20 protein-coding genes are annotated in these 24568 nt (G+C 47.5%); 10 read left to right on the plus strand and 10 right to left on the minus strand.

Translation table 11 applies throughout. From position 1 onward, the window contains the following. Nucleotides 1-393: 393 nt before the first annotated feature. Nucleotides 394-3288, minus strand: coding sequence for a valine--tRNA ligase (locus ACPEPR_RS12510; protein ID WP_411687538.1), 2895 nt, complete (start codon nt 3286-3288; stop codon nt 394-396). 183 nt (nt 3289-3471) lie between these two features. Between ACPEPR_RS12510 and ACPEPR_RS12515 the strand changes: the two genes are divergently transcribed. Together ACPEPR_RS12515 and ACPEPR_RS12520 are read left to right on the plus strand one after the other, a co-directional pair. Further along, nucleotides 3472-4167: a hypothetical protein gene (locus tag ACPEPR_RS12515; RefSeq protein ID WP_005176074.1), complete on the plus strand. Its 696-nt coding sequence runs from the start codon at nt 3472-3474 to the stop codon at nt 4165-4167. A 20-nt stretch (nt 4168-4187) separates the two neighbouring features. Continuing rightward, nucleotides 4188-4991 carry an SDR family NAD(P)-dependent oxidoreductase gene (locus ACPEPR_RS12520; protein WP_160241550.1) on the plus strand — a complete coding sequence of 268 codons (804 nt, stop codon included), beginning with the start codon at nt 4188-4190 and terminating at the stop codon, nt 4989-4991. Nucleotides 4992-5038: 47 nt separating this feature from the next. On the opposite strand, the gene ACPEPR_RS12525 is transcribed toward ACPEPR_RS12520, so the two are convergent. Next, nucleotides 5039-5473 (minus strand): YbjQ family protein, encoded by a 435-nt coding sequence (locus ACPEPR_RS12525; protein ID WP_005176078.1) that lies wholly within the window; start codon nt 5471-5473, stop codon nt 5039-5041. Between the two features lie 3 nt (nt 5474-5476). Further along, entirely contained in the window at nt 5477-5833 is a 357-nt protein-coding gene (locus tag ACPEPR_RS12530) for a YbjQ family protein (protein ID WP_005176080.1), read from the minus strand. 3 nt (nt 5834-5836) lie between these two features. Between ACPEPR_RS12530 and ACPEPR_RS12535 the strand changes: the two genes are divergently transcribed. Further along, the gene (locus ACPEPR_RS12535) at nt 5837-6145 is read left to right on the plus strand and encodes a hypothetical protein (protein WP_168397294.1); all 309 of its coding nucleotides are present in this window, start codon (nt 5837-5839) and stop codon (nt 6143-6145) included. On the opposite strand, the gene adeK is transcribed toward ACPEPR_RS12535, so the two are convergent. The 6 genes from adeK to sdsA all read right to left on the minus strand — a co-directional run bounded on the left by adeK (nt 6136) and on the right by sdsA (nt 15895). After that, nucleotides 6136-7593, minus strand: coding sequence for a multidrug efflux RND transporter AdeIJK outer membrane channel subunit AdeK (gene adeK, locus ACPEPR_RS12540; RefSeq protein WP_168395972.1), 1458 nt, complete (start codon nt 7591-7593; stop codon nt 6136-6138). The two genes, ACPEPR_RS12535 and adeK, sit on opposite strands and share 10 nt — an antisense overlap. Further along, nucleotides 7593-10772: an efflux RND transporter permease subunit gene (locus tag ACPEPR_RS12545; protein ID WP_016659891.1), complete on the minus strand. Its 3180-nt coding sequence runs from the start codon at nt 10770-10772 to the stop codon at nt 7593-7595. Before ACPEPR_RS12545 ends, adeK begins: the two co-directional genes overlap by 1 nt. A gap of 13 nt (nt 10773-10785) precedes the next feature. Then, nucleotides 10786-12051 carry an efflux RND transporter periplasmic adaptor subunit gene (locus ACPEPR_RS12550; protein WP_005176086.1) on the minus strand — a complete coding sequence of 422 codons (1266 nt, stop codon included), beginning with the start codon at nt 12049-12051 and terminating at the stop codon, nt 10786-10788. Nucleotides 12052-12080: 29 nt separating this feature from the next. Beyond that, nucleotides 12081-12695, minus strand: a complete 615-nt coding sequence (locus tag ACPEPR_RS12555) for a phosphatase PAP2 family protein (RefSeq protein WP_005176089.1) — start codon at nt 12693-12695, stop codon at nt 12081-12083. A 152-nt stretch (nt 12696-12847) separates the two neighbouring features. Further along, nucleotides 12848-14899: a site-specific recombinase gene (locus ACPEPR_RS12560; protein ID WP_160241549.1), complete on the minus strand. Its 2052-nt coding sequence runs from the start codon at nt 14897-14899 to the stop codon at nt 12848-12850. An 18-nt stretch (nt 14900-14917) separates the two neighbouring features. Continuing rightward, nucleotides 14918-15895 (minus strand): All-trans-nonaprenyl-diphosphate synthase, encoded by a 978-nt coding sequence (gene sdsA, locus ACPEPR_RS12565; RefSeq protein WP_168405260.1) that lies wholly within the window; start codon nt 15893-15895, stop codon nt 14918-14920. A gap of 445 nt (nt 15896-16340) precedes the next feature. Here sdsA and rplU point away from each other — a divergent pair, with 445 nt between their 5' ends. The 7 genes from rplU to ACPEPR_RS12600 all read left to right on the plus strand — a co-directional run bounded on the left by rplU (nt 16341) and on the right by ACPEPR_RS12600 (nt 22756). Next, complete coding sequence (gene rplU / locus ACPEPR_RS12570) at nt 16341-16652, plus strand: 50S ribosomal protein L21 (RefSeq protein ID WP_005176105.1); 312 nt, start codon at nt 16341-16343, stop codon at nt 16650-16652. 19 nt (nt 16653-16671) lie between these two features. Further along, nucleotides 16672-16923 carry a 50S ribosomal protein L27 gene (rpmA, locus tag ACPEPR_RS12575; protein ID WP_005176106.1) on the plus strand — a complete coding sequence of 84 codons (252 nt, stop codon included), beginning with the start codon at nt 16672-16674 and terminating at the stop codon, nt 16921-16923. A 218-nt stretch (nt 16924-17141) separates the two neighbouring features. Beyond that, on the plus strand, nt 17142-17834 hold the full coding sequence (gene lolA, locus ACPEPR_RS12580; protein ID WP_005176107.1) for an outer membrane lipoprotein chaperone LolA: 693 nt from the start codon (nt 17142-17144) through the stop codon (nt 17832-17834). Between the two features lie 582 nt (nt 17835-18416). Next, nucleotides 18417-19241, plus strand: coding sequence for an RsiV family protein (locus tag ACPEPR_RS12585; RefSeq protein WP_423562511.1), 825 nt, complete (start codon nt 18417-18419; stop codon nt 19239-19241). A gap of 119 nt (nt 19242-19360) precedes the next feature. Beyond that, nucleotides 19361-20632: a serine--tRNA ligase gene (gene serS / locus ACPEPR_RS12590; RefSeq protein WP_016659896.1), complete on the plus strand. Its 1272-nt coding sequence runs from the start codon at nt 19361-19363 to the stop codon at nt 20630-20632. A gap of 81 nt (nt 20633-20713) precedes the next feature. Further along, nucleotides 20714-22096 carry a siroheme synthase CysG gene (gene cysG / locus ACPEPR_RS12595; RefSeq protein ID WP_075167544.1) on the plus strand — a complete coding sequence of 461 codons (1383 nt, stop codon included), beginning with the start codon at nt 20714-20716 and terminating at the stop codon, nt 22094-22096. Nucleotides 22097-22276: 180 nt separating this feature from the next. After that, nucleotides 22277-22756 carry a tRNA (cytidine(34)-2'-O)-methyltransferase gene (locus tag ACPEPR_RS12600; RefSeq protein WP_005176117.1) on the plus strand — a complete coding sequence of 160 codons (480 nt, stop codon included), beginning with the start codon at nt 22277-22279 and terminating at the stop codon, nt 22754-22756. 155 nt (nt 22757-22911) lie between these two features. Here the strand turns inward: ACPEPR_RS12600 and ACPEPR_RS12605 are convergent, their stop codons facing one another. Continuing rightward, nucleotides 22912-24309: an APC family permease gene (locus ACPEPR_RS12605; protein WP_005176119.1), complete on the minus strand. Its 1398-nt coding sequence runs from the start codon at nt 24307-24309 to the stop codon at nt 22912-22914. Nucleotides 24310-24568 lie beyond the last annotated feature (259 nt).

Raw genomic sequence — 24568 nt, forward strand, 5'->3', positions numbered from 1 at the left:
GAACACTTATGGTCAGTGTGCACTGAATGGCTTTGTTGCATAAATATGTAAGCATCTGATTTAAATAAATTTAATTTTGGATCAAAAAATAATCAAAACTTTTAAAATCATATAGTTATGAAATCTTTGTGCAACAAAGCCAAATCCAATTAACAAATGAAATTGTTATTTTCATGGTTAATAGGTTGTTGATATCAGATAGAGCCATTTTCAAAGAAATTATTTTATCACTATCAAGACGACTATAATAATCATCTTCTGGAAGAGAAAATTGTGTGATAAAAAAATTATTTAATCTACTTTTAAGTTCTTCTTCACGATGATATTTCATAAAAATAAAGGGCTGAATAATCAGCCCTTTATAATACAGAGTAAATTGTAGCCTTTAAAGAATTAAAGTGCAGCAATCTGCTCCATATTCGCTTTAATCTTCGCTAATTGGTCAGCAAACTCAGCAAGTTTTACTTTCTCGCCTTCAACCACAGCCGCAGGTGCTTTTGCCACAAAACCTTCATTTGCAAGTTTAGTTGCAATTTGGTCATGTTGCTTTTGAACCTTGTCTAAGTCTTTTTGTAGACGACCCAATTCCGCTTTAGGGTCAATTAAACCCTTCATTGGAACAAATACAGACACATGGCCGACAACACTCGATGAAGACAATGGTGGTTGTTCACCATCTGCCAAGAAGGTAATGCTCTCAACTTTCGCCAATGCTTTAAACAACGGTTCAATACGAGAAATTTGTGCTTTTTCTGCTTCAGTCGTGTTCTGTAAAAGCACAGGCAATAAACGTGCATTCCCTAGACCCATCTCACCACGAATGTTACGTACAGCACCAATCAAACCTTGTAGCCATTGCATATCTGCTTCGGCTTGTTCGTTGATTTTTGCTTCATCTGCAACAGGGTAGTTTGCCAACATAATGGTTTCGCCACCCAAGCCAATCATTGGTGCAAGGGTTTGCCAAATTTCTTCAGTCAAGTACGGCATGATTGGATGAGCAAGACGTAAAGAAGCTTCCATCACTGCAAGTAATACACGACGTACTTCGGCTTTGCGTTCTTCAGAAACAGACTCATCATTCAGAACCGGTTTCGTCAGCTCGACATACCAGTCACAGTATTCATTCCAAATGAACTCGTAAATCGCTTGTGCAGCCAAGTCTAAACGATAGGTCGCAAAGGCTTGTTGAACCGCAGCTTCCGCTTTTTGTAGACGGCTGACAATCCACTGCTCAGGCAATTCCCAAAGGTCTTGACGAACGTCTTGACCAATTACTTGATCTTCGCAGTTCATCATTACGAAACGGGTTGCGTTCCAGATTTTGTTGGCGAAGTTACGGTAACCTTCAACACGCTTCATGTCGAACTTGATGTCACGACCGGTGTTGGCAAGCGCACAGAATGTGAAACGAACCGCATCTGTACCGTAAGACTGAATCCCTTCAGGGAATTCTTTACGGGTCGATTTTTCAATCTTCGCCGCTTGTTTCGGGTTCATCAAACCTGTGGTACGTTTTTGTACTAAAGTTTCAAGATCAACACCATCAATCAAATCTAATGGGTCAAGCACGTTACCTTTAGATTTAGACATCTTCTGACCTTCGCCATCACGTACCAAACCGTGTACATACACAGTTTTGAATGGTACTTGTGGCGTGCCATCTTCATTTTTCATGAAGTGCATCGTAAGCATGATCATACGAGCAACCCAGAAGAAGATGATGTCAAAACCTGTCACCAATACATCAGTCGGGTGGAAAGTATTTAAGAAATAGTTTTCTTTGTCTTTCGCTTCGTCACCTGTCCAACCTAAAGTTGAGAATGTCCAAAGACCAGAAGAGAACCATGTATCCAATACGTCTTCGTCTTGGTTCAATTCAACTTCAGGGGCAATACCGTTTTTCGCACGAACTTCTTCTTCGTTACGACCCACGTAAACATTACCTTCTGCATCGTACCAAGCAGGGATACGGTGACCCCACCACAATTGACGCGAGATACACCAGTCTTGAATATTATTCATCCACGCCATGTACATGTTGCTGTACTGCTCAGGCACGAATTTGATACGACCGTCTTGAACCGCTTCAATCGCAGGTTTCGCAAGCGGTGCAATTTTTACATACCATTGATCCGTCAATAACGGTTCAACGATGACACCTGAACGGTCACCTCGAGGTGGTTTCAAGGTGTATGGTTGAATTTGGTCTAACCAGCCTTCAGCTTCTGCTTGTTCGACTAACTTTTTACGTGCTTCAAAACGCTCTAAACCAATGTAGTCTGCAGGGGCAGGGATGGTTTTAGAAATTTGCTCGCCCGCTTTAGCGATGTATTCAAACTCAGCAAGAACTTCAGCATTTTTGTTGAAGATGTTGATGATTGGCAATTCGCAACGTTTACCGACTTCATAGTCATTGAAGTCGTGTGCAGGGGTGATTTTTACACAGCCTGTACCAAATTCTTTGTCTACATATTCATCTTTAACGATTGGGACAGCACGACCAGTAATTGGCAGGATGATATTTTGACCGACCAAGTGCGCATAACGCTCATCATCAAGTGCAACAGCAACCGCTGTATCACCCAACAATGTTTCAGGACGAGTTGTCGCTACAACAATGTGATCTTTACCATCATGTGTGCGTAGTGATTTGTCTTCAAAGAAGTATTTGAAGTGCCATAATGAACCTGCTTCTTCTTTATCAGACTCAACTTCTAAATCAGAAAGGGCTGTTTGTAATTTAGGATCCCAGTTGACCAGGCGTTTACCACGGTAGATTAAGCCTTGTTCGTGAAGTTTAACGAATACTTCTTTTACAGCATTCGATAAGCCTTCATCCATCGTGAAGCGTTCACGTGACCAGTCTACAGAAGAACCAAGACGACGAATTTGACGGGTAATGTTACCGCCAGATTGTTCTTTCCATTCCCACACTTTTTCAATAAATTTTTCACGGCCCAAGTCATGACGGCTAATGCCTTGCGCACCGAGCTGACGCTCTACCACCATTTGCGTTGCAATACCTGCGTGGTCGGTACCCGGTTGCCATAAGGTATTTTTACCTGACATACGGTTATAACGGGTTAAGGCATCCATGATGGCATTGTTAAAACCATGACCCATGTGCAAGCTACCGGTGACGTTTGGTGGCGGAATCATGATACAGAAAGACTCGCCTTTTTCAGACGGCTTGAAGTAACCGCGCTCTTCCCACGTTTGGTACCATTTTTTCTCGATCTCGGTCGGATCGTAAGTTGTAGCAATATTTTGCGCTGAATCAGTCATAGTTCGAACAGATCAAAAGTAGATAAAAAATTGCATCTATTGTAGCAAAAAAAATGGCGACTTAGGCAGCCTGAATCATTGGCTTGTTTAAGCAATTGGCATCTGCACTTACTCGTCGTATGATGTAGGCAAATAACAATGCGCAAAGTTCGCAGAACAACGACGAAAAAAGCGAGAACAACAATGACCTATTCAATCGCACTAAAATTAAGCCCAGCTACCTATCAGCGTTTTCAGCAGTTACATCAACAGTTTAACCAGGGTAATCCGCACAGTCTGGCCAAGCCTTTAGGCGAGGTGCTGTCACATATTTCCTGTGAAATTGTCGATCAGGTGTTTGGTGAAATTGCTCGGACCAGCAGCTCGCCCGACCGTGAATCGGAAAAGATTGTGCAGCAGGTGATGGATACCGTGCAAAAATATATGCCATGGTCGGTGTCCTTTTTTGGCAATGACCGTCTGGTGCCGATGGTGAATTATCTGCAACAGAAAACCTATGAAAAAGAGGGGCAGGCCTATGTGGCCTATCCGGTCGATAATGTGCTGATTAAAGAAACCTTGGGTTGTGTCGAACAAATCCGGCAGGGCAATAGTGCCTATATCCAGCCAGCCTTTCGGGCTTTTACCCAGATTGTCGATCAGGGCGTGACCAGTCTGGTCCGCGAGCCAAAGAAAATGCTGAAGTTTAATTTTATGGTCGATAAAACCCTGACCGGGGTGATTCAGCTGACCACCCAGCTTGGCTATAAGCGGCTGGAAAAACTCGGCACCCAGTTTGATACCCGCATAACGGAACAGTATTTCAATCATTTTCTGGGCTTTGTGGGCAATGACCCGCAGCCAGAGCGCGGTTACACTGATATTCATCACAACAAATGAACGTATAGAGGGACAGATTCATGGCCAAGCAGGATTTAACAGGAAAAGTGGTGTGGATTACCGGGGCATCTTCCGGATTGGGCAAAGCCTTGGCCAAAGAATGTGCCTTGCAAGGTGCCGACGTCATTCTGACCGCACGCCGTTATGAAGAACTGGAAAAGGTGCGCGTGACTTTACTGAACCCGGAACGCCATGTGTCAGTTTGTGCCGATATTACCGATGAATCACAGGTACGGCATGCTTATGCGCAGGTGTTAGCGGCCAAAGGCCGGATAGACTGGCTGATTAACAATGCCGGTCTTAGCCAGCGCGCGCTGATTCAGGACACCACCATGCAGACAGAACGTGCCATTATGGAAGTCGATTATTTCTCGCAGGTGTTCCTGACCAAAACCGTGTTACCGACCTTTATTGCCCAGAAATCGGGACGGATTGCCTTTGTCTCTAGTGTCGCCGGTTTGCTCGGCACCCAGTACCGTGCCTCTTATTCGGCGGCCAAAGCCGCAATTCATATGTGGGCCAACAGTTTGCGTGCGGAAGTGGCGCAAGATGGCGTCGAGGTTTCGGTGATTTTCCCCGGCTTTGTCAAAACCAATGTGTCCTTTAATGCCTTAAATGGCGAAGGCAAACCGCAGGGCCATCAGGATGAAGCAATTGAAAATGGTCTGGAGCCGGACCTGTTTGCCCAGACCACGGTCAGTGCCTTGCTGGCGGGAGAGGAATATATTGTGGTTGGTGGCGCCAAGGAAAAACTGGGCGTTTGGGTGTCGCGTCTGTCGCCAAGTACGCTCTATAAAATGATCCGTAAAATGAAGGTGAAGTAATACGTTCCAGAACATTTGACGAGATGAAGACAGATCAGGCCATCAGCTTATTTCTTGATGGCCGTCCCATACGCAAACACTTCCACCATCCCACCTTGCATCCCCAGTTCGGTGGTGCTTAAACGCAGGCCTAAAATCTGGGTGGCGCCCATTTTCTCGGCTTCCAGCTTTAAGCGTACAATTGCTTCGCGGCGCGCACGTTCCACCACACTTTCATAACTGGTCAGGCGGCCACCGAGTAAATTCTGCACATTGGCAATTGCATATTTAAAGTAATCATGTGAAATCACCACATTGCTGCTGACCAGTTGGCCGGGTAGGTCGGTGCTTTTAAAGCGGCTGCTGTCGAGCTGGATATAGGCCAGTCGCTGTTCCTGTTCAGCCAGATATTGAAAATGCTTGCGTTCGTTATAGCGGCCAAAACCAAAGCCAACGGCAAACAGTACCGCAAAAATCAGCAGCTGCAGGAGCAATCCATCCATGACTTAGTCCTGCGCAGGGAAGGGATCAGGCAGTTTCGGCATGATCGGATCGACAATCACCGCCGTGCCATAAACGAACAGTTCAGATGCACCCTGGGCAATGTTGGAAGTAGAAAAACGGATTCCGACAATCGCATTGGCCCCCATGCTGCGCGCTTTGTCGATCATCCGGTTCATGGCTTCCTGACGCGATTCTTCCAGCAGTTCGGTATAGGCTGTCAGCTCACCACCGACAATATTTTTCAATCCGGCCAGCAGGTCACGGCCGACATGCTTGCTGCGTACCGTGCTGCCATATACCACATCAATTTGCTGGCGAATGGTGTGTCCGGGTACAGATTCCAAATTACTCAGTAACATGTGATGACCAATAACAATAGATTGCTGATGAAGATAGAAAAACTGCGGGTAAAATGCAATCAAAACATCTCTTTTGTAGTTTTATGCGGGCAGATGTGCATCCAATCCTTTGGCGAGTCACTACAAGCAAAACAGGATTTCTTTGCTCTAATCATCACTGTATTGAACTGCTTTGATCTCATGGATGATCCAGGCACATCATCAGGCAAAGAAAAAGCCAGTCAGCGCGGGGCTCACTGGCTTGATCATCAAGCGATGAGGATGAAATCACCCTGCTGCTTGAGGCTACAACTCAGACAATCTTATTGCTGAGCAGCGCGGCGTTGTTCTGCCACAGACGGCTGCTGGGTCACTTGATCTGAAGTGTTGGCTTTCAGGCCGCCACCTAAGGTTTTGTACAGTTCCACCTGATTGTTCAAATTGGCCTGTTCCAGCAATAATAGCCCTTGCTCGGCCGCATAAGAGGCACGCTGTGCATCCAGTACGGTTAGATAGCTGTCAATGCCGGCACGGAAACGGGCTTCCGACAGACGATAGGTGGTATTGGTGGCTTCCACCAGACGGCGCTGTGCGGCAATCCGGTCACCAATATTTTCACGCACTGCCAAGGCATCATTCACTTCACGGAAAGCGGTCTGAATCGACTTTTCATAATCTGATAGCGCAATCTGCTGATCGGTTTCTGAAATGCGGATATTGGCCTGACGTGTGCCCCAGTCAAAGATTGGAATATCCAAACTTGGACCAATCGACCAGACAAAGTTGCCTGATTTGAACAGGTCACTTAAATCGGCCGAGGCATAACCGGCGGAACCGGTCAGGCTGATGGTCGGGAACAGACGGGCACGCGCTGCGGCAATATTGGCACCTGCGGCAGACAGACGGTATTCTGCTGCACGGACATCGGGACGGTTTACCAGCAGATCACTTGGTAAGCCCGCACCAATTGCCGTATTGGAGGTAATGCGGGTAATGCGCTGTGCCGGCAGCAGATTGGCCGGAACCGGTTGACCCACCAGCAGATTCAGCAGGTTTTGTGCCTGCGCCACCTGAGTCTTATAGTTGGCCACATCATTACGCGCGGTTTCGACTGAAATTTGCGCCTGACGTACCGGTAGTTCGCTGTCGATGCCAACGTCAAAACGTTTTTTGTTCAGGTTATACGATTCAAGCTGGGCCTTTAAAGTTTGCTCGGCCAGTTTCAGGTTGGCATTGGCAAAGGAATAGCTGAGCCAAGCCTGAGACACCTGACCAATCAGGGCAATTTGCGTGGCATCACGGGCACTTTGGGTGGCCAGGAAATTATCCAGTGCATTGTCACGCAGGCTGCGGACCCGACCCCAGAAATCCAGCTCATAGGCGGTGACCCCTAAACCTACGTTATAGGAGGTGCTTGGGCCACGACCCTGATTGCTCATGGTGTCCTGACGTAACACGCTGCCACTGGCGCCAATGGTCGGTAACTGGTTATTTTCAGTAATCTGGTACTGTTGCTGGGCACGCTGGATGTTCAGCGCCGCAGTACGTAAATCACGGTTATTGGTCAAGGCCAGATCCAGCACCTGTAGCAGGCGCTGATCGGCAAAGAACTCTTTATAACCCTGTTCTGCAACAGAGCTTCCGGAAGCATTGCTATAGCTGCTCGGAATATTCGCCTGAGCAACCGGCTCTGGCCCGCGCATACTCTGACAGGCTGTCAAAGCAAGCGCAAGGGCAGAAACCGCAATACCACGGCCTGTAAGAGACCATAAGTTTTGCATCACGATACATGCTCCTGATGATTTTGTTGTTTTGGTTTGTATTTAAAAATACTTCGAATCCACACGTAGAATACCGGGATAAAGAAGATACCCAACAAGGTCGAACTGATTACGCCGCCCAGAACACCATAACCGACCGAGTGCTGGCTACCTGCACCTGCACCTGAAGACAGGGCCAGCGGCAGTACACCAAAACCGAAGGCTAAAGTGGTCATGATAATTGGACGTAAACGCATTTTTGCCGCATGTAAAGTAGCTTCAAACAGGTCTTCACCTTTTTCCTGCAACTCTTTGGCGAATTCGACAATCAGGATCGCGTTTTTCGCAGACAGACCAATCACCGCAATAATCGCCACCTGGAAGTAGATGTTATTCGACAGGTTCGGGTTCTGGAACAGCACCATCCCGCTGAAGGTCAGGAACAGGGCACCGACAATACCTAATGGTACGACCAGTAATACCGAGAACGGAATTGACCAGCTTTCATACAGCGCTGCCAGACACAGGAAGACGATTAACAGCGACAGGGCATACAGGAATGGTGCCTGATCACCCGATTCACGTTCTTCCAGTGACAGACCGGTCCATTCATAGTCGAAACCTTGCAAGCCCATGTCTGGCAGCTTGGCAATAATTTCTTCCATGGCCACCATCGCATCACCCGAGCTGACGCCAGGCGCTGGTGTACCCTGAATGTTCATGGAGGATACGCCGTTATAACGCTCTAAACGTGGTGAACCATAAGTCCATTCACCGGTTGCAAAGGCCGAGAATGGTACCATTTCGCCGCGGTTATTACGTACATACCATTGATCGAGGTCTTCCGGCATCATACGTGAGCCTGCTTCACCCTGAACATAGACTTTCTTGACACGACCGCGGTCGATAAAGTCATTGATGTACGAACCACCCCAGGCCATGCCCATGGTGCTGTTAATTTCAGCAATACTCACGCCCAAGGCACCGGCCTGCGCATGGTCCACAATCACGCGGTACTGTGGTGTATCTTCCTGACCATTTGGACGAACCCCGGCCAGACGTGGATCTTTGGCTGCTTCACCTAAAATGATGTTACGTGCCATGGTCAGTTTTTCATGACCCTGACCGCTGGCATCTTTCAGCTGCAGGTTAAAGCCGGCACTCACGCCCAGTTCAGGCATGGCAGGCAATTGCAGTGGCATGATGTAAGAAGCATCTTTAACAATCATGTTCAGTGCCATACCACGCTGGATAATCGCACCGACCTGAGATTCTGGCGAAGTACGTTCTGACCAGTCTTTCAGCTTAATGAAGGCCAGACCTGCGTTTTGTCCAACCCCGGTGAAGGAGAAGCCGGCCACACTAAACACAGACTCGACATGCTCTTTCTCATTTTCCAGGAAGTAGTTGGTCATGGTGCTGACGACTTTGTCAGTCCGTTCCAGACTGGCATTTGGTGGCAATTGCACCAGTGTCATCACCACACCTTGGTCTTCATCCGGCAGGAATGAAGATGGCAGTTTCTGGAATAACAGCACAATCACAACCAGCACTGCACCGTAAATAATTCCGGAGAAAATCTTGCTGTGGGTCATACGGTTCACACCGCCCTGATATTTCACCGACAGCTTGTCAAAGCTGCGGTTAAACCAGCGGAAGAAACGCGCAAACAGACCGTTGCTTTCTGGCTTGTTCGGATCATGCTGTTTCAGCATGGTCGCACACAGGGCAGGGGTAAAGGTTAAGGCTACAATCAGCGACAGTACCATTGCCGTGACTAGGGTCACCGAGAACTGACGATAAATCACCCCGGTCGTACCACCGAAGAATGCCATTGGTACGAATACCGCAGACAGCACCGAGGTAATCCCGATTAACGCGCCAGAAATCTGTTTCATTGACTTTTCAGTGGCTGCCACAGGGTCGAGATGTTCTTCGACCATGACACGTTCCACGTTTTCCACCACGACAATCGCGTCATCGACCAGCAAACCAATCGCCAGAACCATCGCAAACATGGTCAGAGTGTTAATCGAGAAGCCGAACATGTTGATGACGGCAAAGGTCCCCAAGACCACCACCGGTACGGCCATGGTTGGAATAATAGTGGCGCGCCAGTTCTGCAGGAACAGGAACATCACCAGGAATACCAGAATAATCGCTTCAATTAAGGTTTTAACAACACTCTTAATCGACAATTCAATAAATGGTGTGGTGTCAAAGGCCAGCTGATCGACCATCCCTTGCGGGTAGTTTGGACGTAACAGCTTTAAGCGCTCTTCAACGGCTTGGGCGGTATCCAGCGCGTTGGCACCAGTTGCCAGTTTAATCGCAACACCACCGGCAGGTTTGCCGTTGAATTTGGAATCAAACTGATAGTTGTCTGCACCGAGTTCTACACGAGCTACATCACCCAGACGCACCTGTGCACCTGAAGCAGTATTTTTCAGGAAGATATTGCTGAACTGTTCTGGGGTTTGCAGCAGGCTTTGTGCCGTTACGGTTGCGTTGAGCACCTGACCTTCTATGGCGGGTGCACCACCTAACTGACCGACAGCGACTTGGGCATTCTGGGTACGAATGGCTGTGGCAATATCACTTGGGGTGACTTGCAGGCTGGCCATTTTGGCTGGGTCCAGCCAGATGCGCATTGCATAGGAACCACCAAACACCTGAACTTCACCGACCCCCGCCACACGGCTTAAGGGTTCAGAAATATTGGAGTTAACATAGTCTTTGATGTCATTTGCTGACATGCTGCCATCAGGCGAATAGAAGGCCAGAACTTGCAGGAAGCTGGCGCCTGATTTGGTGACCCTCACCCCTTGACGCTGGACATCTTCCGGCAGCAGGGCGGTGGCAGACTGTAATTTGTTCTGTACCTGAACCTGGGCAATGTCAGGATCGACGCCTTGTTCAAAGTTCAGCGCAATAGACGCAGAACCGTTACCGGCACTGTTCGATGAAATATAACGCAAGCCATCGAGACCATTCATCTGCTGTTCAATAATCTGGGTTACTGTGTTTTCAACAGTTTCAGCCGAAGCACCCGGATAGGTCGCAGAAATGGTGACCGTTGGCGGCGCAATGGTCGGATACTGGGCAATGGGCATATTGGATAGGGTTAGAATACCCGCCAACATGATCACCAGTGCAATCACCCATGCAAAAATCGGGCGATGAATAAAAAATTGAGCCATTGAAGTCTACCCCTTATGTATTTGAAGTAGCTTTTTGTTCAGCTTGAGCATCCGCCTGATCTGCTGGTTGTTTTGCTTTATCTGATGCAGCAGGTTGCTGGGCACCTTGTGGCGCGGCAGCTTGCGGTTGATATGGTTTGGCTACCACTTTCTGTTCCGGCTTGACTTTGGCAATACCTTCTACAATAACTTTATCGCCAGTTTGCAGACCTTCAGTCACAATCCAGTCTTTACCCTGAATACCGGCTGTGGTCACTGGACGTGGTTCAACCACACCTTTGGCATTGACCAGCATCGCCATGGCCTGACCGGTTGGGGTACGGGTAATGGCAGCTTGTGGAATCAACACGGCATTTGGAATTACCCCTTGCACAATCTGTGCAGTGGCAAACATGCCTGGCAATAACAGATGGTTTGGATTCGGGAATACCGCACGTAAAGTCACGGTACCCGTATCCGGATTGACGCTGGCATCGGAGAACGCCAGACGGCCTTCAACCGGATAATAGCTGCCGTCTTCCAGTTTCAGTTTGACTGTGGTGTTGTTGCTGCTGTTTAAATCACCTTTGCTGAGTTGCTGGCGTAAACGTAGCAGTTCAGCACTTGACTGGTTGATATCCACATAAATCGGGTCCAGACGCTGAATCGTCACCAGCGGTTCCTGCTGGCTGGCAGTCACTAACGCACCTGCAGTCACGGTAGAACGGTTGGTCTGACCTGAAATTGGCGCACGTACGGTTGAGTAACCCAGGTTAATTTCTGCATTGCGCAGTTCGGCACGGGTGGCCGCGACATCTGCTTCTGCCAGTTTCACCTGCGCCACAATGTCATCATATTCCTGTTTGGAAATGGCATTGCTGCCCACCAATTGACGATAACGGCCTTCTTTGACACGTAAAACGTTCAGATTGGCCTGCTGACGTGCCAATGCTGCACGGGCACTATCTACCGATGCACGGTTGGTCCGTGAATCAATTTCATATAAGGCCTGACCTTCACGTACATAGCTGCCTTCGGTAAACAGACGTTTCTGCACCACACCGCTGGTTTGCGGGCGAACTTCAGAAATTTCAAAGGCAGTGGTACGGCCGGAAAGTTCAACAGACTGCTCGACACTTTGTGGCTGTACAACAATGACCCCAACTTCTGTTGGAGGCATTTGCTGCTGGGCTGCAGCTTGCTGCGCATCATTTGGATCTTTGCTACAACCCACAAGCGCGATGCTTGTGGCCAATGCGCAAGCAGTGAGGGCAGGGGCCCAAAGCTTTGCAGACATCATTCTTCCACCTCAATTAGATTTTTATCTATCTAAAAATTATTCATTGGTTTGCGCTGGCTGTACTTGATCAAGATCAGATAGAGCAGCGTGATCCAGATAAAACTTATGCTCCAGCCTGACAGGACATCTGAGGGAAAATGTACGCCAAGATACACTCTTGAAATTCCCATCAGCAACATCCACATAACAGCACATATTACAATGGCTTTATGTGCGGGATGTTGCATTGACACATAAATTGCAAGACAGCCCAGCGTTGCGGCATAAAAACTGTGTGCGCTGGGAAATGAGGCACCATAGCTATTGACCAGATGATACATTTCTGGCGGGCGCTCTCTTGCAATCAGATACTTGAGTATCCAGGCAGTGGCAAAACTCCCCATCAGTCCAATGCTGACCAGCACGATATTTGCATATTCCTTCTGCCTGGCCAGATATAGACACCAAAGACTGGATAAAAATAATACAAATGGCATGCCACCAACGACAGATAATCCCGTCATTAGTGAATTCAACATCTCGTTACGGTGCTGGCTGAACCAGTCTACAATTGCCGAATCAAGGGCAGTGAGCGCTGGAACATAAAGCATTAACACGCTGAAAAAACACAACAAACCACCGAGATAAAGCAAAAAATTAGGCATGCCGAAATCCTGGTTAGTTTAGCTGATCCGAGCGCAGTCCGGTAATGGATTAAAGTGTACTCGCCAGTACACTTCATTTCAAGCCTGTATAAATTATGCTAATTTCTTTTTCAATTCTTTTTAACACATGACAAAATAAATTAACAAATTCCTTAATGATGACCCTTGGCCGGGCCAGATTGTTCTTCAACTTCAACAGGTTGCTTCGGTGGCCAGAAAAAGTCACTGGGCCGGGTCAGGAAATGGGTCATGACCAGTTTGGCCAATGGCTTCCACTGTTCAAAACGTACCCGACGTGCGCGCAGGGCCACAATAATGGTGAGGGTAAAGCTGACAAATAAGTTGGTCAGGCCAATTAACAGTACACCCAGGAAAGACACAATAATCAGGCCAATTTCCGGACTACCATTGACGTTCATCAAACCCTGAATAAAGTTGGCCGAGGCAAAGGCAATATGCCGGATATCTAAAGGCAGACCCAGAATATAACCAATTGTGCCCATACTGCCGAGCATAACCCCGAACAGGAAATTACCGGCCAGTGCGCCCAAGTTCCGTTCAATATAGGCGGCAAAACGGTCCAGCCGTTCCTGGCTCATCCATTTTTTCAGTTTGGCATGCGCCTGTAGCCGTGGTCCGACTTTGCGATACACCGCCATATTATCGAAGTAACCAGCAATCAGGCCCGATAAAAACAGACACACACCGGCAATGGCTGCGTGTGGAATTGCCAGAGAGGTAAACGGATTCAGGTCATGCAGCATTTTGCTGGCTTTGGCATGGTTCATTAAAGGCTCATGCAACGCCGCATCCCACATAAAGGCAATTAGGGCGGCCACCGGAATGGCAATCGAGATATTGCCCAGAATGGCAATAAACTGGGTCCGGATAATATTGATAATCAGCGCGGCCAGCTCGGCAATTTGCGCCATTTTCGAGCCTTTGCGATGCTGTACGGTCGAAGCCAGTGCGGCAGCGGTCATCGCCGGCTGTTTGGTGGCCACAGTAAAGTGCAGCACATGAATCAGCATAAAGCCCAGCGAGTAGTTCATGCTGTTAATAAAGGCCTGCATCAGCGGCGCCAAGGTTAAACGTGCCGCCAGCACCTTAAGGGTGGCCATGGTGGCAATAATCACCCCGGCCCCGGCAGCCGATTTATACATTTCCAGAAAGCCGGCCTTGTCGGTACTTACATAATGTTCACCGGTTTTACTGGCATTTTCAGTCACCTGCAAGGCCATCAATTCACTGTTGGTAGCCAGCAGGGAGCGGACACTGCGTTCGCTATACAGCGCGGTGGTAATATCGACCAGTAGCTCGCCCATGGCGCTATAACGCACATCATCTTCTTCAACAATCAGGTTCAGCAGCAGTTCAATCCGGTCCAGACACTGTTCCAGTAAGGACAGCAAATAGGTCAGGCTGACACTGACCCCAATCCGTTTAGTGGCCCGGCGAATTTTATGGCTGACGTTACGGCACTGGTCAATCATTACCAGCGCCTGTGACGCATCCGGTGGAATTACCGCTTCAAATTTGTCGGCACTTTGATGCAGGTTTTTATACTGCACAATGAAATCGTTGATTTCACGGTTCTGCACTAAAAATGGTGATTCGTATTCGGTCAGTTCCGGATGGGCATTAATAAATTCAGGATATAAACCAATCCCGCTGACCCGATAGGACAGCACGGTAATGGCTTTAATGATTTCCTGACGAATCAGTTTTTTATCATCCTGATTACGATGGCCCTGATTCAGCAGGCGAAACAGCTGCTGCCACTGCTGATCTTCAATATCATCCAGCCAGTATTTATCACTGCGCTGATGGAAAATGCGGCGCAGCAAGTCCTGCAGCTGGCTCTGATCATTAATCAGCGGTAAAAAATGCGCCCCTAGGCGCTGAAACAGCTGGCTCCAGAAACCATCTAAAGACAGGATGCCGGTATCGGCATACAGGCTGGTCTGTTTGTACTGGCTGATTAAGCAGAGCACAAAACTTTGTAAGGTATTGGCGGCATTGGGCGTAATCAGCAGGGCATGTAAAAAGGCCTGAAACTTTTCTTGTATTTCTTCGCTATTTTCGGTGTTGGCTGGTCGAATACGGTTGACCAGCTCAATGAGCAGTTGCTCATCAAGATCAGCGGGCGTGGTTTCCAGCTGATCCTGCATGTTCAGGAATAGGTCATAAAATTTTATATGCATAGGCAAGGATGAAGCTATTTATTGAATTCGGTGCAGGGCCAGCTTGGCCAGATTGACCAGGGCCTGACGATAGATTGTATCTGGCAAGGCATTTAAGGCCGCAATTGCGGCTTCGGTTTCTTCCGTGGCACGCTGCTGGCAATAATCCAGTGCACCAGAGGTCTGTACAATCTCGATAACCTGCGCCAGGTCGGAGGTTCCGCCCGTAGCAATACTGCGGCGGATAATTTCATGTTGCGCACCACTGGTATTTTTCAGGGCGGCAATTAAAGGCAAGGTCGGTTTACCTTCCATCAGGTCATCGCCGATATTTTTACCCAGGGTTTCGGCATCTGAGGTGTAATCCAGAATATCGTCAATGATCTGGAAGGCATTACCAAAATGGCCGGCAAAGACACGTAACGGTTCACGGTATTCCGGCTTGCCGGTTAAAATGGCGGCACCTTCGGTGGCTAGTTCAAACAGGCGCGAGGTTTTGCCGTGAATAATATCTAAATAAGTCTTTTCGGTGGTGTCCGGTTGATGCTGTGATTGCAACTGTAGTACTTCACCTTCGGCAATTTCACAGGTACCGGTCGAGAAATCTTTCAGCAAGGTCATGTTGTTTAAATCGACCAGCAGATCAAAGGCGCGCGAAATCAGAAAATCACCGACCAATACGGCGGTCTGGTTATTCCAGGTGGCATTGGCGGTTGGACGACCACGACGCAAGCCGGATTCATCGACCACATCATCATGCACCAGGGTTGCGGTATGCAGCATTTCAATAATCGCCGCCAGTCTGCGCGCCTGTTCCAGATCTTCTGCGCCGCAGGCTTTGGCCGCCAGTAAGCACATAATCGGACGCATACGTTTGCCGCCGGCTTCCACCACATGCTTGCTGACCGCCATAACCAGTGCGACTTTTGAGGTAATGCCTTCATTAATAAACTGATCCATCGCGGCAAAATCGGAAGCAACAGGCGCGAGAATATCTTGCTTAAAGTCGATGGTCATGTGAAGGAGAACCTCAATTGTGTCAAGTAACAACGATATAGTGTAACAATGAAAAACGTCTGGACAGGAAATCTGCAATCTGCGGTGCGGCCATTGTGGTTGTCGTTATGAAGTACGAGGCAATGGTCTGCTTTCCTGTTCGTGCTGGCGCTAATGGCCTCCCGGTGACAGGCAGCGGTGATAGCATCAGCATGCTAGCGTTTTCGATTCTAACAAGCAATTTGATTAGATCAATGAAAAATGTAGGGTTTTGACCATTTTTGTTGCTTTTCGTTGCATGTTTATAAAATAAACAGCGGGCTGATGCAATATTTTGGCTAAATCTCTTGTTGTTTGCAGCGTTATCCCTTAAAATCTCTGCCCTTGTATAACCCCAGTGGCGTTCGTTTTAAGATCGGTATATCCCTTTACCGGCACGACGACACGGGCATGTTTGGAGTACATTATGTACGCAGTAATCCAAAGCGGTGGTAAACAGCACCGTGTAGTTGAGGGTGAAACCCTTAAAGTTGAATTATTGAAAGCTGAAACTGGCGCAACCATTACGTTTGATGACGTATTAATGCTTGTAAACGGTGATAGCATTCAAATCGGTGCTCCAGTTGTAGCTGGCGCTAAAGTAACTGCAGAAGTGGTTGGCCATGGCCGTCACGACAAAATCCGCATCATCAAAATGCGTCGTCGTAAGCACTACCGTAAGCAACAAGGTCACCGTCAATGGTTCACCGAGTTGAAAATTACTGGTATTTCAGGCTAATCACTAGGAGTAATGAGACATGGCATCTAAAAAAGCCGGTGGTTCTACTAAGAACGGTCGTGATTCGAATCCTAAGATGTTAGGTGTTAAAGTTTACGGTGGTCAAACTGTAACTGCAGGTAACATCATCGTTCGTCAACGTGGTACAGAATTCCACGCTGGTGCAAATGTAGGTATGGGCCGTGACCATACTTTATTTGCTACTGCTGACGGCGTAGTAAAATTCGAAGTGAAAGGTCAATTTGGCCGTCGCTACGTATCTGTTGAATAAGATTCAATAGAACAAAAACCCACAGTCTTCTGTGGGTTTTTTTATGCATGTCGCATCGGGAAAGAGAGCAACCCTGATCTTCATGATGATGGATAAAAAAGAACATTTGATATTAATAAACATACAAAACTTCTTATTTTCTCTAAATTTAGGCACTTTATTTGGTTTAAGATGAGTCCATGAATACATTGCGATATGCAACAATAAAAGGTGAATCTATGAAAATGCTTCGTCAAACCATGTGTGCTATGGCATTGGGTGCTGCAACGCTGGCACCAGTGATGAGTACGACTGTGTATGCTGCGCCTGTGGCAGCATCGGAGCAGCAAGCCACTGCCAATCTGGTCAAACAATTGAGTCATATTAAAAGTATGACCGCCAACTTCGAGCAGACCACCAAAACCAGCGGCAAAGCGCCTAAAAACAAGGGCCTGACTGCCCAGCATATGAATCAGGAATTTAAAGGCGTAATGAAAGTGGCGCGCCCGGGTAAATTCTATTGGGAAACCACCAGTCCGGCCAAACAGACCATTGTGACCTCAGGGAAAACAGTCTGGATTTATGACCCGGACTTGCAGCAGGCCGTGCGTCAAAACCTGGATGAGCAGGTTGCCAATACACCAGCACTGTTATTGTCGGGCAATACCAACCAGATTATGCAGTCATACCGGGTGACCCAGCCGAACAAAGGCAAAACCTATTACACCCTGTATCCAAAAAGTGATGAAGGGGCTTTCCAGAGTCTGACCATCAGTTTCGGTGCCAACAAAGCACCAAGCCTGATGATTCTGGAAGATTCTTTAGGTCAAACCACCTATGTACGTTTTAACAATGTGAAGGTGAACCCGAACATTGCCAACTCGACCTTTAATTTCACCCCGCCAAAAGGCACAGATATTATTGATCAATAAGGGATGATGATCATTTCTTAAAAAAGATTTTATCTGTGAAAGCAAAAACATAAAGGAGCCATTTTAATGGCTCCTTTATTTTTAGGTGAATAATCGTCCAATGGCAGGAGTGAACGGAAAGTCAATTGAGCGACTTAGGTCATGCGGACATGCACGAAATGGCAATAAAAATTGCCCTCCCTGAAAATGGTTAAAAATTAACCAAAAATAAGGGTTAACCAGAATCACGGCTGATCTGTCTGCTTTTGCCCTGTGAAAGAATCCACAATTTCTGTGGATAAATCTTGGGATAATTTATTTTTCCCGTTGAATGGGCCGCAGATGCACGATTAGGGTGCAGTCAGGATTTGATTTTATTTTAAAATTATCATTATGAATTTTAATGGAATATTATAAATTTTGGTATGTACCGCTGCGGATGGTTTTTGGTTGATTTTTCATTTTTTATCGCAGGTTACAGAACTGCTCTAGGATCGAACAGCAGGAGTTTTATATAGTGGTAAATAGCTAAATTGAGCGTATACAACGCCTTTGCGGGGTGAAAACTGCTGAAAATTGCAGCATGAACATAGGGAAAATGCAATGCAACATCTGAAATCAAATCTGCTCACCACGACCATCGCACTGACCACGGCATTAATGTTAAGCGCCTGTCAGCCGAAGCAGGATGCCGCACCTCAGGTGGAGGCCGAGCAAAGTCAGACTCAGGCAGCTGCCATTCCCGTGATTCAGGCCAAAGTGGTGCCGGTGGAATTGAAACAGCAGCAGCGCTGTGATGAAGAGGGCTGTACCGAATACGATATTCAGACGGTCAATACCAATGTGCCGTGGATCAATGCGTATTTTATGCAGCGGATTAAAAAGGCTGACCCGATTGCATTTAGTGAAGATGCCGCTTCTACTGCGTCAGCATCGTCAGCATCGTCAGCATCGTCAGCATCAGAGGCCAATAGCACAGAGGAGCCTAACCGTCTTAGCCTGAGTTCTACCTATGTACGTTATATTGGCCAGCATGGCCGTCTGGCTACCTTTAGCATGCAAAGCTATAGTTATCCGGCCGGGGCGGCGCATGGTATGCATCATCAGGAATTTGTGACCTTTGATTTAAACAGCAAGAAACGTCTGGCCTTGCAGGATATTCTACTGCCGAATAGTGAAGCCAAACTAGTACAAGAACTGTTTAACCATAATTACAACTGGCTGAATGAGCACGACATCCAGCGTGACAAACTGCGACTGAGTGACAATTTCTATTATGGTGCCAATGGTCTGGTGTTTGTCTATCCATTGTATGAGCTGGCTTCCTATGCAGAAGGCATGCCGGAACTGGAGCTGCCGTATTATGCGGTGGACAAACTGATTAAAGCTGAATATCTGCCAAGTTTGCCGAAGTATCCGGCCCAGTAAATTGTGAAAAAACTGCGCCAGATTGCTGTAATAAGCCCCAGCCGTGAAGCGGATTACTGTATTTTTTAACCCGAAGCGCTTACACTATAGCCAGTTTTTTTCTTTACAAAAGATTGGCTATGATCGACCCGAAATTACTCAGAAATAATATTGAGGCTGTAAATTTAGCCTTGGCAAAACGTGGTGTGCAACTCAATGTAGAAGAATGGGCATCATTGGAAGCTCGCCGTAAAGAAATCCAGTCCAAAACGGAAGCTCTACAGGCCGAGCGTAATGCCGGTGCCAAACAGGTCGGTCAGATTAAAAAAGCCGGTGGTGATGCTTCAGAAATCATGGCACGTATGTCAGCCATTGGTGATGAAATTAAAGCAGCCGAAGTGGCTTTAAATGAATTACAGGCGGAAATTGAAACCAAATCACTGACTATTCCTAACCTGCCACATGAATCTGTGCCGGAAGGTAAAGATGAAGCCGATAACGTGGAAATCCTGACCTGGGGTACACCACGCGAATTTGATTTTGAAATCAAAGATCATACCGACTTAGGCGAATGGATGGGTGGTCTAGAATTTGAAACCGCGACCAAGCTGACCGGTTCTCGCTTTAGCGTTTTAAAAGGGCCATTGGCGCGTCTGCAACGTGCTTTAACCCAGTTTATGCTGGATACGCATACCCTGAAAAATGGCTATACCGAAGCCTATGTACCGTACCTGGTCAATGCCGATTCTTTACGTGGTACCGGTCAATTACCAAAATTTGAAGAAGACCTGTTTAAGCTGCAAGGTGAAAAAGAGTTCTATTTAATTCCAACCGCGGAAGTGCCAGTCACCAACTTTGTCCGTGACGAAATTATTGATGCGGACCGTTTACCGCTGAAATATGCTGCGCATACCCCATGTTTCCGCAGTGAAGCTGGTTCTTATGGTCGTGATACGCGTGGTTTAATCCGTCAGCACCAGTTTGATAAAGTAGAAATGGTGCAAATCGTTAAACCTGAAGATTCTATGCAGGCACTGGAAGAGTTGACCGGTCATGCAGAAGGCATTTTGCAGGCGCTGGGCTTGCCGTACCGTAAAATCATCCTGTGTGGTGGTGATATGGGCTTTGGTGCGACCAAAACCTATGACCTGGAAGTGTGGGTGCCAAGTCAGAATACCTATCGTGAAATTTCTTCGTGTTCCAACATGGGGGATTTCCAGGCGCGTCGTATGAAAGCGCGTTATCGTGCTGACCAGAAGAAAACTGAATTTGTCCATACCTTGAATGGTTCAGGTCTGGCGGTTGGACGCACCTTATTGGCCGTGATGGAAAACTATCAGCGCGCGGATGGCTCAATTGAAGTGCCTGAAGTGCTACGTCCGTACATGGGTGGTGCAGAATATATCGACTAAATTCAGGTCGATGTACAGGATGCACCAATTTGTGCACAAAATTTGCTTAAGACAATCAGAACTAAATTACTGAGGTAGTGTGTGGATATTTTTCCAATCTCGTTAAAGTTGCAACAGCAACGCTGTCTGATTGTCGGTGGCGGCCATATTGCCTACCGTAAAGCCGGTTTACTGCAAAAAGCAGGCGCTATTATTGATGTGGTGGCGCCGGACATTGATGCCGCTTTACTGGAACTGGTTCAGCAGAGCCAGGGGCATTATGAGGCTGCTGCCTTCAATACTGAAATTCCGCTGCGCCAGTATCGTCTGGTGATTGCCGCCACTGATGATGCAGCAATCAACCGTCAGGTGTTTGAGGCTTGTGAAGCTGAAAATGTGCTGGTCAATAGTGTCGATGATCCGCCACATTGCCGCTTTATGGTGCCGGCCATTGTCGACCGTTCACCTTTGCTGATTTCAGTGGCCACGAATGGTGCATCACCGGTGTTGTCGCGCCAGATTCGCACCCAATTGGAAACCAGTATTCCGCATGGCATGGGCAAACTGGCGAGTTTTTCCGGTCAATGGCGTGCTGCGGTTAAGGCCAAAATCCAGAATCCGGATGAACGCCGGATTTTCTGGGAAAACCTGTATGCCAGTCCGCTTAAAGAGCAGGTCTTTAATGACAATCTGCAAGAAGCCAATCGTTTGATTGAGCAGGCCTTGCAGGAATGGACCACGCCAAAAGGCGAAGTGTATCTGGTCGGTGCCGGTCCGGGTGATCCGGAGCTGTTGACCTTAAAAGCACTGCGCTTGATGCAGCAGGCCGATGTGGTGATTTATGATCGTCTGGTGTCCGATCCGATTATGGAATTGTGCCGCCGTGATGCTGAAAAAATTTATGTTGGGAAAGCACGTTCCAACCATGCTGTGCCACAAGAGGGCATTAATGCCTTGCTAGTCAAGTATGCGCAGGAAGGTAAACGTGTTTGTCGTTTAAAAGGCGGTGATCCGTTTATTTTTGGCCGTGGCGGTGAAGAAATTGAAGAGCTGTTTGCTGCAGGCGTGGCTTTTCAGGTGGTGCCGGGCATTACCGCAGCATCGGGGTGTTCAGCTTATGCCGGTATTCCTTTAACCCATCGCAACTATGCGCAAAGCGTACGTTTCCTGACCGGGCATTTAAAAGAAGGTTCACCGGAACTGCCGTGGAGCGAGCTGGTCTATGAAAACCAGACTCTGGTGCTGTATATGGGACTGGTGGGACTGGAAAAAATCTGCCAGAAACTGATTGCCCATGGCCAGCGTCCGGATATGCCAGTGGCCTTGGTGTCTAAAGGCACCACACCGGAGCAGAAAGTGGTGGTCGGGACTTTGGCGGATATTGCATCTAAAGTTACTGAACATCAAATTCAGGCACCCACTCTGACCATTATTGGTGAAGTGGTGAAGCTGCGCGAACAACTGCAATGGCATGAGCGAGGATAAAGCAACACAACGTGTTGCCCGAGCGCAAGACGAAGGCTGCGCCTGTCAAGTGGCAGCTATGATGAATCATGGTTGCCGGAGATGCAAAAGGGCAATACTGCGTAGCGCTTTAACCCTGACAGCATCCTTGTCCCATCAAGAAAGTTTAATTGCTTAAATCAACCAGATAGTGAGTAAAAAGTGATCCACGTTGTGTTATATGAGCCTGAAATTCCTGCCAATACCGGTAATATTATCCGGCTTTGTGCCAATACCGGTGCTCAGTTACATCTGGTCAAGCCCCTGGGTTTTGAGCTGGATGATAAAAAGCTGAAACGTGCCGGTCTGGATTACCACGAATGGGCACGGATGCAACTGTGGGATTCAATTGAAGACTGTCTGGCCAATTTGGCCAGCAAAGGCATAGGCGTGGATGCGGTGTATCCATTAACCACCAAGGGGACAGAAACCCCGCATACTTCGGATTTAAACCGTCCTGTGGCCTTGTTGATGGGACCAGAAACCCGCGGTTTGCCTGAGCATGTGCGTTTGATGTTCCCACAAGAGCACTGGATTCGCTTGCCGATGGCAGAAAATTCTCGCAGTTTAAACCTGTCGAATGCCACAGCGGTCATTGTCTATGAAGCCTGGCGTCAGCAGGGTTTTCAGCCTTTAAGCTAGGGCAGACCATCAAGATGAATAAAAAAACCAAGATCACTGATCTTGGTTTTTTTATGATGAATTATTTTTCAGTGAGCAGGATCAAGCCGTCAAAACCTGACCTGAAACGTAGAAACAAAAAAAGGTGCCGAAGCACCTTTTTAAATGACTTAAACTTAGAGTTTATCGTCAAATTCATTGTGTTGTGGCGCAGGGTGTTTAAAGCCTTTGGTTTTATAACCCAGGTATAAAATACCGGCCATTGCCCACCATAAACCATATTTCAATGATGTTTCATCAACCTCAAGCCACAGTGCAAACACCGCGATAAAACCACAAAGCGGCACCACCACAAAGTTCAGAATATCTTTAACGTTGCGGGTACGTCCATCACGCAGCGCATAGCGTGAAATGACTGACAGGTTAACGAAACTGAATGCAGTCAGGGCACCAAAGCTGATCAGGGAAATCACGAAATCCAGATCCATAAAGCCCGCAGTTAAGGCCACCGCACCCACAATCAGAATGTTATAAGACGGTGTGAAGTTACGAGGGCTGATATGACCAAAGATTTTCTTGTTAATCACGCCATCACGGCCCATCACGTACATTAAGCGGGATACACCAGCATGTGCAGAAATACCCGAAGCCATCACCGTTACAATTGCAAAGGTCAGTACATAGGACTGGAACAGTGAACCACCCACCAGCATCAGAATTTCTGGCTGAGTTTCAGCAATATTTTTGAAGTAGCTGCCCGGTTCATTCGGGAAGTAAATCTGCATGAAGTAGGTGCTGACAATAAAGATGATCCCGGCAATTAACGCAGTCAGGAAAATCGCTTTTGGTAGGGTCTTTTCGGTATCTTTGGTTTCTTCTGCCAGCGAGCTTAACGAGTCAAAACCGGTGAAGGAGAAGCACAGTAAGGTAGCACCGGTAATCAGCGCACCGACTGAGGTCAGCTCATTCCAGAATGGTTCCAGGCTCCAGAGCTGATAACGCTGTTCGGCACTAATCGGGCCATCGGCATTAAAACCGGCCTGCAGTTTGGTAAATACCATCCAGGTAAAGATCGCGATGACCAGGAGCTGGATAAATACAATCAGACTGTTGAAGTTGGCGACAAAACGCGCACCGCGCAGGTTGATTCCGGTCATAAACGCGGTCAGCACAATGACCCAGACCCAATGATTGACATCCGGGAACAGCGCTTCCAGATAAATCACGGCCAGAATAATATTCACCATTGGCGACAGCAGGTAGTCGAGCCAGGACGACCAGCCCACCATAAAGCCGACATTGGGGTGAATGGATTTCTGCGCATAAGTATAGGCAGAACCCGAAGATGGGTAGCGGCGAATCATGTGACCATAGCTTAACGAGGTCAGCAAGATTGCAACCAAGGCAAAAATATACGAGGTGGGTACATGAAAATGACTTTCTTCCGATACTAAACCGAAAGTGTCAAATAAGGTCATTGGCTGAATATATGCTAAACCAATAATAATGATGTGCCAGAGCCCTAGCGTTTTTTGCAGTTTAGCTGCCGATTGAGTCCCAGAGATATTTGTCAACGGCGTTATCCTCTTAATCGTTGATCAAGGATCAGTCATGTTCCTAAGGATCGTTTGAGACGAACGATCCCCCCTATCAATAAAACAAAAGTCCGCCAATCTACTCCAAAATGGTTGCTTTTGTCAGTAACTTTTTCAGAAATTTTTAGCAGAAAATATGCCAATCATCTGAATAAATAAGAACTTTTTCTTGGGTATAGTAAAAGCCTGATGCTTAAAAAAACATCAGGCTTCTAGAAATTTTGGCTATATTCGCCTA

Origin of the sequence: Acinetobacter sp. AND/436, from assembly GCF_049546925.1 — a bacterium.
In the GTDB taxonomy this organism is placed as follows: domain Bacteria; phylum Pseudomonadota; class Gammaproteobacteria; order Pseudomonadales; family Moraxellaceae; genus Acinetobacter; species Acinetobacter indicus.

Bases quoted from the DNA above. Each gene is read 5' to 3' on its own strand.
- ACPEPR_RS12515 (WP_005176074.1), top strand. From the start codon at position 3,472: ATGACCTATTCAATCGCACTAAAATTAAGCCCAGCTACCTATCAGCGT.
- ACPEPR_RS12585 (WP_423562511.1), top strand. From the start codon at position 18,417: ATGCAACATCTGAAATCAAATCTGCTCACCACGACCATCGCACTGACC.
- lolA (WP_005176107.1), top strand. From the start codon at position 17,142: ATGAAAATGCTTCGTCAAACCATGTGTGCTATGGCATTGGGTGCTGCA.
- rpmA (WP_005176106.1), top strand. From the start codon at position 16,672: ATGGCATCTAAAAAAGCCGGTGGTTCTACTAAGAACGGTCGTGATTCG.
- ACPEPR_RS12560 (WP_160241549.1), bottom strand. From the start codon at position 14,899: ATGCATATAAAATTTTATGACCTATTCCTGAACATGCAGGATCAGCTG.
- serS (WP_016659896.1), top strand. From the start codon at position 19,361: ATGATCGACCCGAAATTACTCAGAAATAATATTGAGGCTGTAAATTTA.
- ACPEPR_RS12525 (WP_005176078.1), bottom strand. From the start codon at position 5,473: ATGGATGGATTGCTCCTGCAGCTGCTGATTTTTGCGGTACTGTTTGCC.
- adeK (WP_168395972.1), bottom strand. From the start codon at position 7,593: ATGCAAAACTTATGGTCTCTTACAGGCCGTGGTATTGCGGTTTCTGCC.
- ACPEPR_RS12510 (WP_411687538.1), bottom strand. From the start codon at position 3,288: ATGACTGATTCAGCGCAAAATATTGCTACAACTTACGATCCGACCGAG.
- ACPEPR_RS12530 (WP_005176080.1), bottom strand. From the start codon at position 5,833: ATGTTACTGAGTAATTTGGAATCTGTACCCGGACACACCATTCGCCAG.
- sdsA (WP_168405260.1), bottom strand. From the start codon at position 15,895: ATGACCATCGACTTTAAGCAAGATATTCTCGCGCCTGTTGCTTCCGAT.
- ACPEPR_RS12550 (WP_005176086.1), bottom strand. From the start codon at position 12,051: ATGATGTCTGCAAAGCTTTGGGCCCCTGCCCTCACTGCTTGCGCATTG.
- ACPEPR_RS12545 (WP_016659891.1), bottom strand. From the start codon at position 10,772: ATGGCTCAATTTTTTATTCATCGCCCGATTTTTGCATGGGTGATTGCA.
- ACPEPR_RS12555 (WP_005176089.1), bottom strand. From the start codon at position 12,695: ATGCCTAATTTTTTGCTTTATCTCGGTGGTTTGTTGTGTTTTTTCAGC.
- ACPEPR_RS12535 (WP_168397294.1), top strand. From the start codon at position 5,837: ATGACCAATAACAATAGATTGCTGATGAAGATAGAAAAACTGCGGGTA.
- rplU (WP_005176105.1), top strand. From the start codon at position 16,341: ATGTACGCAGTAATCCAAAGCGGTGGTAAACAGCACCGTGTAGTTGAG.
- ACPEPR_RS12520 (WP_160241550.1), top strand. From the start codon at position 4,188: ATGGCCAAGCAGGATTTAACAGGAAAAGTGGTGTGGATTACCGGGGCA.